Source organism: Piscibacillus salipiscarius JCM 13188, assembly GCF_001311865.1.
Lineage (GTDB): Bacteria > Bacillota > Bacilli > Bacillales > Alkalibacillaceae > Piscibacillus > Piscibacillus salipiscarius.
The window spans coordinates 153,464-165,831 of the sequence record NZ_BBCD01000004.1; the positions used below are offsets into that span (position 1 = coordinate 153,464).

Sequence of the window (12,368 nt, forward strand, 5' to 3'; positions counted from 1 at the left end):
TAATTTTCGGGGTATTTAACGCTATCTTTATAAGTGTTTGATATCACTCTTCTGATGTTTGGGATTTATATTTTTGTTCAACCATTTTTTAGCTTCCTGTAACGATTTTTCACTGATTTCTTCCATATCTTTTTCAAGTTGGTTTCCTGTTTCTTCGATTTTTTCCATAACTGTACTAATTCTGTTTTTAAGTTCCTTGCTTTGTTCATAAGTTATGAATTCAATTTCCTCTAATACATCAGCAAAGCTATGCAAATTATTATCTACGCCTAATGTAGTGAAATACCAATCGTTACTTATACCAAGGATGTCAAAGTAATTATCGGTTTCCTGAACTTCTATGTCATACATAGCATCATCTTTCCATTGATTCCATGACTCTAACACCTTCTCAGCTCTATCGAACTCTTTTTGTAGTTCTTCCTCATTACTTGCAGAAGCGAAGATTCCACCAGAAACTTCGGCCATCATCTCGAGTTGTTTTTGTGCTTCGGCATCCGTTTGGAAACCAATGATGTTGATAATAGGCTGAGCATTAGACTTAGATAGTTCTTTTGCTACAGCTATAGGGTCTCCATCACATGTTTCGATCCCATCACTTACTACATAAATTAATTGGTATTCTTTTTAGCATCAAATTGACTTAGTGCTTCTTGCGATTGTTTTAGAGCGTCCGCTAAAGGGGTCCATCCCATTGGTTTGAATTGATTTAAAGATTTTTTGAATTTATCTTCATTGTAAATATTAAATCCATATACCTGTTCAATCGCATTACATGACATTTCTTTATCACTATCTGCTCCTGTCCCTTTGTGCCCATAAACTCTAAGAGACACGTTGGCTTCTTCAGGAACTTCGGACAAGAATTCTTTAATAGATTTCTTAGCTACATCCATCCTAGTTCCATTACCAGCTGGATTCGCCATTGATCCACTCGAATCTAATATAACTTCAACATTATAATTCTCTTTAAAATGAAACTTAGTATCTGGTAAGTCAGGGTTACCAAAGGAAGCAAACTCCCACTTTTTTATTACATCCTCAGGATTTGGATAATCCTGAGCCACTAACCAGTACATTTTTCTTAAAAACCTCTCATATTCTTCATCAGTTGGGTTTTTACTCATCGGGCCAACGTCTTGCATAGCTTCTTTTATCTCTTGATCTAGATCATAAATACTATCTGCGTTTGCAAATCTACCTGGTGATTGACTAGCCAGCCCTTCCACATTCGTTGGAATTGGGTCAAGTTCTTCTAGTGTTATTTCAGGCTCTTCATCTTGACTTTCTTTAACATCCTCTGTCTCATTACTCTCTTCTTGGTCTTGATCAGAAGTAGTTACAGTTTCATTCTCAATTTCAGGGTCAGAATCTTCAGGATGAGGCTTGGTGCTATCACTGTTACTACAACCTGAAATGAATAACACTATTAATAGAACATACAATGGTTTAAGTTTCATCATTACTACCTCTTTATTAAAAACTAATCATCCTGTGTGGTTTGTTTATTATATTTCTCTTCAACAATTTTTCTTGCTTCTTCTAAATTTTTATCTCTTAACTCTTCGAGATCTTTTTCAAGTTGATCAACTGTAGAATCTATCTCACTTATTACAGTATCTATTCTGCTTTTCATTTCAGAAAGTTGATCAATTGTGAAAAAACCTAAATCTTGGGATACATTTACTACCGCTTTCATTTGATTACTTGTCGACATCGTTGTAAATGACCACTCATTATGAAGCCCCATAATGTCGAAGCTACTATTGACTCTTTTTGCCTCTAGATCTTGCATAGCATCATCTTTCCAGTCTTTCCATGCGTCTAATACTTCTTCTGCACGCTCGAACTCCTCTTGTAGTTCTTCTTCATTGCTTGCTGAAGCAAAAATACCGCCAGAAACTTCGGCCATCTTTTCGAGTTGTTTTTGTGCTTCGGCATCCGTTTGGAAACCAATGATATTGATAATCGGCTGAGCATTAGACTTAGATAACTCTTTTGCTACGGCTACAGGGTCCCCATCACACGTTTCGATTCCATCACTCACAACATAAATTAAATTCGTATTCTTTTTTGAGTCAAATTGACTCAAGGCTTCTTGCGACTGTTTCAAGGCATCCGCTAAAGGAGTCCATCCCATTGGTTTGAATTGATTTAAGGATTTTTGGAATTTGTCTTCATGGTAAGTATTAAACCCATATACCTGTTCAATCGCATTACACGACATCTCCTTGTCACTGTCTGCTCCTGTTCCTTTGTGCCCATAAACTCTAAGAGATACGTTTGCTTCTTCAGGAACTTCGGATAAAAATTCTTTAATAGATTTCTTAGCTACATCCATCCTAGTTCCATTACCTGCTGGGTTAGCCATGGATCCACTCGAATCTAAAATAATTTCAACATTATAATTCTCTTTAAAATGAAACTTAGAATCTGGTAAATCCGGACTTCCGAAAGATGCAAACTCCCACTTTTTAATAACATTCTCAGGGTTAGGATAATTTTCTTTTACTAGACTATAAATAAAACGCAAGTACTTCTCATATTCTTCATCAGTAGGGTTTTCACTCATTGGACCTAACTGATTCATTTCCTTCTTAAGTTCATCTTCTAAATCATATACACTTTTTGGGTCAGCAAACTTTCCGCTGGTTTGTTTAGCTAAACCTTCAACATCTGTTGGTATGGGTTTAAAGTCATTTAAAGTCAAGCCTTCTTCTGCTTCTGCTGCTTGTTTATCAGCTGCTTTTTCTTCTGTTTGATTCTCATCATTTTGGGGTTCGCTTTCACTGTTTTCAGTTTTCGTCTGGTCATTATCACTATCTGAATTTTTAGGAGTATCATCTTCTTTATTACAACCTGTAAATACTATTAAAATAATCAGAATTAATGTTAACCAACGCATTTTTTTTTTGTCATATTTTAAAAATCCCCTGTTCTAGTGCAAATTTAGTATCCAGTAAGCATATTGAATACTATTAATTTCCTGACCCTATTTTTTCAATTAAATTCCCAAACTTAGTTACCAAAGTATCACCAAATTTCCCCTCACTAAACGCTTGCGAAATCACTCCTACTAAAATCACAATTACTGCCGCAATACCAATCCACTCTAATGTCTGTGAACCTCTTTCATCCTGCTTAAAACCTTCCACCTTGTTCATCATTCTAGTGTACATACCTACTAAAAAGTTCATTTAAAATTCCTCCTTATATTTTTTAAAATAAATTAAATATGCTATTATCACCCATCAACATATTCATGATCATTAGCCCTGCAATGATCAGTATGGAAACGGGTGCTATTAAAAAAAGTTGTCACTAAGGTTACTTTTGGCGATGCCTTAGCAGCAAGTTCTTTTACCTGTTCTTGCCTAATTTGTCTAAGGTCATCGGCTTGCACTTTGAAGGTTTGGGCTATCGGAATTCCTAGTTGCAAACCTTGAATTAACCCCTTAATTAAAGATTGGAATTCATCATTATCATTCCGTTTAAGTAATTCTCTGTAAGCTTTCTCTCTTGGAACACCTAAATCAATTTCTTGGTTGAACCTTGAGAATTCTTCTCTGATTGGCCCATCAAAGTGAAGGATGACTTCTCTTAATGCCTGGTCCAGACTCACACCAGCTTGCAAACTTGTGCTAATCGTATCCATAAAGTCTGGTAAGTCACGTCTAATCGCTTGCTGGCGTTTTTTTTACTTCTCTTCTAATCAAAATAATTGGTAAAAAATAACCAAGCACTGGGTTAAACACCAACATATATTGAGAAAATGGTAGCCCTATTAGAACGGCAAGAACCCCTGAAATAAAACCGATTATTAATAGAAAAATCTTTAAACCTTGAAATCTAGCAACTGTCAGTTTTAAAGGGTTCCCTGATTTTCTGAGCCATTCTTCTACCATGAAATTTTCACTAAAGAAGTTAATGCGCTGTCCTAGATCAGAAAATTCATCTGCATACTTTGTCATGAATTGAAAGAGTTCAGCTCTTCTATTTTTCTTTTTCTCTCTTTTCTCGAACGGGTCTGTATCTGTTACATCCGATACATGATCTAGCACGTCTCGTTTATTATTCAGAAAACGACCAATAATGCTTTAAAAAGAGCAATGTACAAAACCAAAACGCTATTATTGAGAGTATGATTAATGCATCCATAGGCTACACCTTTATATCCGTAATTTTTCGTATGAGAACAAACGATAGAACAATTGATCCAACGAATAGGAAGAGCATGACGAGTCCGAACCCCGACCAAAGTGGATCAATGAATCCCTCGATGACGTTGTTCATAACGAGTAACAAAAATACTGGAAGAGCTGGAACGATAAATGAAATATATTTTTGTTCAGATGTCATGGTTTTGATAATTTGGTTTAATACTTTGCGATCTTCGAATGTATTGGCCATTGTTTCAAGTGTGAGAGCGAGATTTCCGCCTGTTTTCTTCTGAATTAATAGAGTTGCTATAAAGAGATTAAAGTCTCGTGATTTATTTCTTTTCTGAACTTCTCTAAGTGCTCTGTCTAATGTGACTCCCATTTTGAGTTCATTAGAAATTCTTTTGAATTCTGCTCCTGCTGGTCCGCTTAATTCTCTTGCGACTATGTCGATTCCCTGGTTGACCGTTAAGCCTGACCTCGCTGCGTTACCGAGTAACCTACATACTTCACTCAGTTGCTCATTAAACCTTGCTTCGTAACTGTTTTTTCTAAAATAGAATAATAGATAGTTAGCAATAAATAAGAGTAATATTGGAAGAAGCAAGCTGACTTTAAGCGACATGCCAAATATAGAAGACATCATGACAAAGAGTGCCATGTAACCAACAATTAAGATTCCGAGATATTCAGAAGGTAAAAGTTTCAAATTCGCATTATGTAGTTTATCTTTGAGGGCTTGGGAGGACTCTCTTTCATCAAAGCGATCTCCCCATTTACTGATAAAACTTTTACGTTCTTCTTCTGGAAACCATTCTTTTACTTTCATATTCCATTCTTTCTTTTGAGACCTAAACCCTAGGAAATAGTAGCCAGCCATAAGCAAGGATAAAATAGCTAAGCTATAAAGTATAGACACTGCTATGTTCATCGCTATAAACCTCCCTCGTCTCAAAGAAAGATGGGCTGATTTCAATTCCATGAACTCTTAAATGTGGTAGACATTTAGGTATAATACCAGTTGGTGTAAATTGGCCAATAACGTTGCCTTCTTCATCCATACCAGTACGTTGGAATTTAAATATGTCTCTTACTTCGATTTTCCCACTAGCTGTTTTTTCAACTTCTGATATATTCATGATTTTACGTGTACCATCTGTTAACCTTTGAACTTGAACGATATAATCTAGAGCTCCCGTAATGTAATCTCGAATAACTCCTGTTGTTAAATCCATTCCTGCCATAATAACCATGCCTTCCACACGATTAATAGCATCAATTGGCGTATTAGCGTGAACGGTTGTGAGTGAACCTTCGTGACCTGTATTCATGGCTTGCAGCATATCAAATGCTTCAGGGCCACGGACCTCACCCACGATGATTCGGTCTGGTCTCATTCTTAGAGAGTTTTTAACCAATTGTCTAATGGTGATTTCGCCTTCACCTTCAACGTTTGGCGGGCGAGCTTCCATTCCAACTGCATTCGGCCTTTCTAACCTTAACTCTGCTGAATCCTCAATGGTAATGACACGTTCTTTTTTCGGGATGGATTTTGCTAAGGCATTGAGGAGTGTCGTCTTACCACTACCCGTTCCTCCAGAGATTAGGACGCTTAGTTTTGTTTTGGTTATGGCTTGCATGAATTTAGACATCTCATCAGTAAATGTCCCAAATTCCTGTAGATCATCCATTGTAAACGGAGTTTTACGGAATTTTCTTACTGACAATAGTGTTCCGCCTAAGCTAATGGGATTAATAACTGCATTCACACGACTACCATCTGGTAATCTAGCATCGACCATTGGTGAACTCTCATCAATACGTCTACCAAGTGGCGCTACGACCCGGTCAACAATGTGACGAACGTGATCTTCATCCTTAAAGGAGACATTTACTCGTTCAAGTTGACCCCGTCTTTCCACGTATACTTCATTAGGGGCATTGACTAGTATTTCTGTTATATCCTCATCTTTTAGTAAAGGTTCCAGTGGTCCAAAACCAACACTTTCATCAATTAACATTGAAAGCATTCGTTTTTTATCTTGCTTAGGGATGACTACTTTTTCTTCAGACATAAACTGGTTAACCAGTCGCTCAATTTTTAAACGTTTATCAGAATCACTTAAACTTGTAATTTGTTCAAGGTTCACCTCAGTTAGTAAACGAGATTTATAGTGTTCGACCAATTCTTCAATATAGCCGAAATTTGATCGGACGTTGGACTCCAGTTCGTTCTCTAACTTTTCTTTTGATTCCCTTTGAAAAAGCGACATACTTTCACCCCTTTCACACTATTTCAGCATAGAGTTAACCCATTTATGTATGTCTTTAGAAAATGGCGTTAACTTCTTTTCTTTAGGTTCTTTACGTAACGGTTCACCATGATTAATTTTGGCTTGAATGTTTTTATAATCTCTTCTAATTTCTGCTGCTACTGGGTAAGATACGAATCGTTCCAAGTCTTTCTTTGTTAACTCTGTATCCTTGCTTTTCATATTAATCACGACTTCCAGTTTTTCTTTAGTATTAATGCCTAGTCGTGTAAATAGGCTTTCCACACTCTTTAACACGCGCATTGATACGGTATTAACATCCATTACATAATAGATTCGATCCGATTCTTCCAATGCCATTAACGTCTTTTCATCCATCCAGTTTGGTAAATCGATAACGATGAAATCAAAATTTCGCTTACTTGCTCTAATTAGCCTTAAAACAAAATCTTCAGTAATTTTTTCTGCCATCTCAGCATCTTTAGGACTAATTAGAACATTTAATTCAGAATGTGATTCTCGTTCTGATACATTTCTGATGTGGTGTTCCCCTAGTTCATTAATAACTGGAAGTAAGTCGATGATGGTACGGTTACTTTCGATACCAAGATAAGTTTCAGCCCCGCCGTATTGAAGATTGAGGTCAATAAACAATACTTTACCAGTTGACTCAAGCTTTAGTGTTTGTGCGTAAGTTGCACTGATTAACGATTTGCCTGTTCCTCCAGAACCACTATAAAATGCAAAAACCTTCCCGCCACCTCGTTTAAAACCTTCTGACTCGTTTATAGATAAATCTCTTCTAGCATAATCTTGCGCTAGTTCTTCGAGCCTTTCCTTGAGAATGAGTTCTTCACCAGGTATCACATAAAAATCTGTGACACCTAGACGGTTTAAACTTCTAAGCAAATCAAAGTCTTCAACTCCATTGACGCAAACAACTGAGGCACTTGGAAACTCTGCTAATGCTGACTGAACTAAGTCAACTGTTGAATCATCTTGATTAGCGACTATGATAATTTGAGCATGGATCTTCTTAAAATCATTTATCGATACTTCTAATAGGTTAAAAGATTCACTGATTTGTTGACGCAGTGTATCTTTAAGTTCTGTATGATTTCCAATTACGTAGAGATCGTTAACTTTACTCATAAGGCTCCTCCAACGACTATTATTCTATTCTTCACTTGAATCATTTTGATTGGTTTCTTCTTGGCTTTTTTCTTGGTTCGATTCGTTATTATTCTGTTCATTGTTCGTTTGTTCACTTTGTTCGCTTGATTCATTTTCCTCACTTGACTCTTCACCTTCAGATTGTTGCTGAGGTAGTGAATCTTGTATGTTTTTACCAACACTTGCCCTAACAATCCTTAGGCTATCAGCATAATTCTGTAAATGAATTAGTTCGGTAACTCTATCAAATGGGATTTCAACACGTGCTGCTAAGAAGTTATTAGTCTCATCATCTTTTGACGTTTGGATCACATTAACATTTTCCATAAATACTTCTGTGACAGGTTCATTATTAAATTCATGTGATACAACGATATCGACTCGATCTCCTGGAGCGAGTGCTTCATCGAAAAGATTCGTTCAGATTGTATGAGTGTGATTAAACGTGTATTCTCACTAGTTATAGCTGATGCTTCTTTTAACATCGTGTCGGTTATAATATCGCCTTCTGTTAATGGGACTAAAGATACCATGTTTGTTAGTTGAGACTCTGAGGTTATGTAATCATCTCTTAAATATCTTTGCGGGATTTGTTCTGTAGTAACATCTGAGGCTGTGATAATCTTTCTTGATGCAATGTCTCCGTTTGCTTTATAAACCGTTACAAACGTCCCTAAATCTTCGTTTAAAGATTGGACCTTCTGGAGTATCAAGTAGCCTGATGTAGCTGCTAGGATAATAGCTAATAATAGAAATATGAGTGCTTTTCGTTTCGATTCCAGCATGACTTTTGACCTTCTTTCTGCTTTGCCTCTTTTAGACTATTATGTTTTTTCCAAATAAAATACCTTGAATTCAAGATAACCTTAGAGTAACAAGGGATTGACAATTTCTTTAACTATCATGTTACCAAAGTAGGAATATTTTTCTATAAATCTAATTCCCCAATTACTCATAACTATAAACGGGTCTTTTGGACTATTTTTCCTTTTCTTTTCAAATTTTATAGTTAAATAGTATTGTTTTTCTGTTAATTTTAATAAATGTTTAGTTACTTTATGTAAGTTTATATAAAAAAGCCCCAACTGATTGTTTATAAACAACACAATTGGAGCTATATATTAATTGGTTTTCTCTGTCTGTTCCTTATAGGCCATTACGGTATTCATTTTATGGTTACGAACTTCAAGCTCAATTACACTAAAATCTTCTTTGTTTCTTAACATCTGTATAATAGATTCATGTTCTTCAATTGACTTCTTCGCTCTTTTCGGATGAAACGTTGAGCCCGTCACCCTGATCGAATCTATTTTCCGCCATGTATCTCTTATGGATTTAACTAAATATAAATTGGGGCAGCTTTTGTAAATTTCATCATGAAACTGACGGTTCGCATCCCCAAATTCGGCAAAATCAAACTCTTCAAGTGCTTGTTCCATTTGGTGGTTAATTTTTTCTAATTGAATCAGTTTGTCTTTATCCATGAAGTCCTTGCTTAAAGCTGTTGCGTAGCCTTCCAAAACAGCTAAGACTGATAACGTTTCAATATACTGACTGTCATCAATAGGTGTTACGACAGGGCCGATGTTATTTTGATATTCAATCAGCCCTTCTGCTTCAAGTTGGCGAACCGCTTCACGTATCGGAATTGCGCTTGTTTCTAATTCTTTAACTAATTGATTGATGACAATGCGCTGACCTGCTACATAAGTTCCTTCTAATATTCTTGATTTCATATAATTATACGCTTTTTGTTTCTTGTTCATACTGCACTTCTCCATTGATTAGCTAGATTTTGTTAAATAGTCTACTCCTAATATACCAAAAAGTGAATGGTGAGTTCTATTTATTCATCATATCTGGTAGAACGGTTACTAAATCAGGTATTACAATAAGAACTGCAACGCAAATAACCATTGCCACAATCATCGGCATGACACCTTTGAATATGGTCTGTATTGGAATGTGAGGTGCAGCCCCTTTAATTACATAGACACTGATACCAATTGGTGGCGTTAACGAACCAATGTTAATAGCCATAACCATGATAATTCCAAACCAAATGCCATTAAACCCTAGTTCAGTAATGATCGGATATACAATTGGAAGAGTTAAAACAATTAATGATAATCCTTCTACAAAGCAACCAAGTAAGAATAAGGCTAGTAAGATAAAAACTAGAATAATATAATTGTTTAACTCAAGGCTACCTACAAATGATGTTAGTTCTTGCGGTATTCTACTGATCGTTATAAACTGCCCGAACAAGGTCGCGCCGATTAGTATAAGGAATATGTACGCTGTTAACCTTACTGATTCATTAAACGAATCCAAGAACCTTTTCCAGTTAAGTTTTTACTGATCAGTGCAACTAAAATGGAACAGAAAGCACCTACACCTGCGGCCTCGGTCGGGGTGAAGAAACCAGCATAGATTCCTCCTATTGTAATTAAGAAAAGAAGTAGGAATGGCCAAATTTTGGCTACTGATTTAAATTTTTCACTAAAGGATACTTTTTCTGTTCGAGCAGGTGCCAAGTTTGGCTTTCTCGAAACTAGAATAGCAATAGTTATCATAAACAAGATGACTTGTAAGATCCCCGGAATAATACCTGCTATTAGCAATGCACCAATTGGTTCTCTAGTCAGAATTCCATATAATATTAAAATGACACTAGGTGGGATTAATATTCCTAACGTTCCTCCTGCAGCAACACAAGCAGTCGAAAGACTAGATTTATAGTTATACTTTTCCATTTCGGGAAGAGCTATTTTTGAAACAGTTGCCGTGGTCGCATTAAGTGAACCTGATATAGCAGAGAAAATACTTGAAGTTCCGATTGTTGCCATAGCTAGACCACCACGAAGGTGACCAACCCAATGGTCGACAGCTTTGTATAAATCACTTCCAATACCAGTGTTTGATAAGACCATCCCCATTAAAATAAATAATGGAATTACACTCAAGGAATATGACGAAGCTGTATCAAAAGGTGTACGGCCCAATTGAGAAAAGGCCACATCCCATCCTCTAATCATACTGGTCCCAATAAACCCGACTATAATTAGAGATATACCTACTGGGATTTTCAACATAAACAATATAAGTAAAACAACAATACCTATAACACCTAACATCTCAGCTGTAATCATTTTCTTATCACCTTCTGTCTATACCTAAGAGCTAAAACGACTGCCACTAACGCAAACATAACAGTTCCAATCACACTAAATACTGCAAATATAAACATCGGTAACTCTATATCACCAGTTACAGTGTTTGAGTCTAATAGTCTTTGTGCATTGTTCCACATACTCCATGAAATCAAGATCATTAATATTGCAATAACCACATTAATAATTATTTCAACGACATACTGCAATTTTTCAGGAAATTTCTCAACAACAAAATCAACTGTTATATGTTCTTCATTTAGATGTGTGTAAGCAATACTTGCGAAAATAACAACGATTAACCCTACTTCTACTACATCTACCGTTCCTGTGATAGGTGCTTTAAAGAATTTACGACCTATGACATCGAGCGTCACCATTAACGCCATTATAAATAAAACAAATTGGGCCACATATTGTAGCCCTTTGCAAACGAGTCTCACTATTTTTTCCACAGTGAACACAACCTTTTAATTGTATTACTCTTTAACTTCTTCTTTTAGCTCTTTCGCCCGTTCATATATCTCTTGACCTGGAAGCCCTTCTTTTTCCATATCTTGAATCCAGCCTTGTGTTACATCTTTTAAGGCGTCCTTCCACGGCTTAAGTTGTTCATCTGTTAGCTCAATGAATTCTGCACCGTTTTCTTTTGCTAATTCTTTACCTTTTTGACCGTCAACATCAAATACTCTACCTGCTTCAGCTGAACGTTCTTCGCCAACTAAGCCCTTCAATAACTCTTGATCGCTTTCGCTTAAATTGTTGTACGTATCCTTATTCATAACCGAGAAGAATGGGGTAGCTGAAAAGTTACCAACGGTTATATATTTTGCAATCTCATGAAAACTGTAATTATATAAGGTTTCTAAAGGAACCATTGCTACATCAACTGTGCCTCTTTCTAAAGCTTCGTATACATCACCCATAGGCATTGACACAGGTGCAGCTCCAAGCGATTCTAAAATTTTATTACCTAGTGGAGATGGCGATCTTACTCTCAATCCTTCTAAGTCTTCTGGTGACTCAATTTTATGATCAATACTAATTAGTTGGGCTGGTTCAGCTGTAAATAAAATAATGGCTCTGTTTCGTTATGTTCTTCTTGTATTTCAGGGAATTCTTTGTATAGATTCCATAGAATTTTAGAGCCATGCTCGGCTGTTTCGGCTAAGAATGGTAATTCTAAAACTGAAACCGAAGGAAAACGACCTGGTGTATAACCATAAACACTTAATGCAATATCGGCTTCACCTGTAACAGCCATATCGTATTGTGATCCAGCATCACCTAAGGCATTAGCCGGATATAATTCGTATGTAATTCTTCCATCTGTTTCTTCATTCATTGTGCTACCGATATCTTCAAATACTTGCGTTTGAATAGGGTGTTGTCCTGGTAAGAAGTGAGAAATAACTAGGTTCTGTTCCCCTCCCTCTCCTGAGGATCCATCTGCACTTTCAACACAAGCTGAAAGCAATGTCATCAACAATAAACTCGTAATCACAACCAATAGACGCTTCATATTTTCTCCCCCAATTCGTATTGTTAACGCTTTCATATTCTTACTTACTGTAATTATATATAAATAA

General features: G+C 36.3%; 15 protein-coding genes and 1 pseudogene. All 16 read right to left on the reverse strand.

The window, feature by feature from the left end; all coding sequences use genetic code 11:
• Nucleotides 1–27: 27 nt before the first annotated feature.
• On the reverse strand, nucleotides 28–471 hold the full coding sequence (locus tag JCM13188_RS04805) for a hypothetical protein (protein ID WP_054752508.1): 444 nt from the start codon (nucleotides 469–471) through the stop codon (nucleotides 28–30).
• A gap of 140 nt (nucleotides 472–611) precedes the next feature.
• A complete protein-coding gene (locus JCM13188_RS04810) occupies nucleotides 612–1,460 on the reverse strand; it encodes a VWA domain-containing protein (protein WP_054752510.1) in 849 nt (282 codons plus the stop codon).
• 23 nt (nucleotides 1,461–1,483) lie between these two features.
• Nucleotides 1,484–2,905, reverse strand: a complete 1,422-nt coding sequence (locus tag JCM13188_RS04815; RefSeq protein ID WP_054752512.1) for a VWA domain-containing protein — start codon at nucleotides 2,903–2,905, stop codon at nucleotides 1,484–1,486.
• 73 nt (nucleotides 2,906–2,978) lie between these two features.
• On the reverse strand, nucleotides 2,979–3,197 hold the full coding sequence (locus JCM13188_RS04820) for a Flp family type IVb pilin (RefSeq protein ID WP_054752514.1): 219 nt from the start codon (nucleotides 3,195–3,197) through the stop codon (nucleotides 2,979–2,981).
• A gap of 47 nt (nucleotides 3,198–3,244) precedes the next feature.
• The gene (locus JCM13188_RS17920; RefSeq protein WP_279401391.1) at nucleotides 3,245–3,655 is read right to left on the reverse strand and encodes a type II secretion system F family protein; all 411 of its coding nucleotides are present in this window, start codon (nucleotides 3,653–3,655) and stop codon (nucleotides 3,245–3,247) included.
• A 19-nt stretch (nucleotides 3,656–3,674) separates the two neighbouring features.
• On the reverse strand, nucleotides 3,675–4,061 hold the full coding sequence (locus JCM13188_RS17925; protein ID WP_279401392.1) for a hypothetical protein: 387 nt from the start codon (nucleotides 4,059–4,061) through the stop codon (nucleotides 3,675–3,677).
• A 100-nt stretch (nucleotides 4,062–4,161) separates the two neighbouring features.
• Entirely contained in the window at nucleotides 4,162–5,091 is a 930-nt protein-coding gene (locus tag JCM13188_RS04830) for a type II secretion system F family protein (protein ID WP_279401393.1), read from the reverse strand.
• The gene (locus JCM13188_RS04835) at nucleotides 5,063–6,433 is read right to left on the reverse strand and encodes a TadA family conjugal transfer-associated ATPase (protein WP_054752516.1); all 1,371 of its coding nucleotides are present in this window, start codon (nucleotides 6,431–6,433) and stop codon (nucleotides 5,063–5,065) included. Before JCM13188_RS04835 ends, JCM13188_RS04830 begins: the two co-directional genes overlap by 29 nt.
• Nucleotides 6,434–6,451: 18 nt before the next feature.
• Nucleotides 6,452–7,585, reverse strand: a complete 1,134-nt coding sequence (locus JCM13188_RS04840) for a CpaE/TadZ family protein (RefSeq protein ID WP_054752518.1) — start codon at nucleotides 7,583–7,585, stop codon at nucleotides 6,452–6,454.
• 24 nt (nucleotides 7,586–7,609) lie between these two features.
• The gene (locus tag JCM13188_RS04845) at nucleotides 7,610–7,933 is read right to left on the reverse strand and encodes a hypothetical protein (protein WP_054752520.1); all 324 of its coding nucleotides are present in this window, start codon (nucleotides 7,931–7,933) and stop codon (nucleotides 7,610–7,612) included.
• Nucleotides 7,915–8,391 (reverse strand): SAF domain-containing protein, encoded by a 477-nt coding sequence (locus JCM13188_RS04850; RefSeq protein ID WP_054752522.1) that lies wholly within the window; start codon nucleotides 8,389–8,391, stop codon nucleotides 7,915–7,917. The genes JCM13188_RS04845 and JCM13188_RS04850 overlap by 19 nt, the downstream gene beginning before the upstream one ends.
• Nucleotides 8,392–8,727: 336 nt before the next feature.
• Complete coding sequence (locus JCM13188_RS04855) at nucleotides 8,728–9,372, reverse strand: GntR family transcriptional regulator (RefSeq protein WP_369404827.1); 645 nt, start codon at nucleotides 9,370–9,372, stop codon at nucleotides 8,728–8,730.
• Nucleotides 9,373–9,448: 76 nt separating this feature from the next.
• Nucleotides 9,449–10,755 (reverse strand): annotated as a pseudogene (locus tag JCM13188_RS04860) (TRAP transporter large permease).
• A complete protein-coding gene (locus JCM13188_RS04865) occupies nucleotides 10,755–11,234 on the reverse strand; it encodes a TRAP transporter small permease (RefSeq protein WP_054752526.1) in 480 nt (159 codons plus the stop codon). The pseudogene JCM13188_RS04860 and the gene JCM13188_RS04865 overlap by 1 nt, the downstream one beginning before the upstream one ends.
• 24 nt (nucleotides 11,235–11,258) lie before the next feature.
• Complete coding sequence (dctP, locus tag JCM13188_RS17930; RefSeq protein ID WP_279401394.1) at nucleotides 11,259–11,780, reverse strand: TRAP transporter substrate-binding protein DctP; 522 nt, start codon at nucleotides 11,778–11,780, stop codon at nucleotides 11,259–11,261.
• A 44-nt stretch (nucleotides 11,781–11,824) separates the two neighbouring features.
• Nucleotides 11,825–12,368, reverse strand: a 544-nt coding sequence (locus JCM13188_RS17935; RefSeq protein ID WP_500796489.1) for a type 2 periplasmic-binding domain-containing protein, incomplete at its 5' end; no start/stop codon positions are given.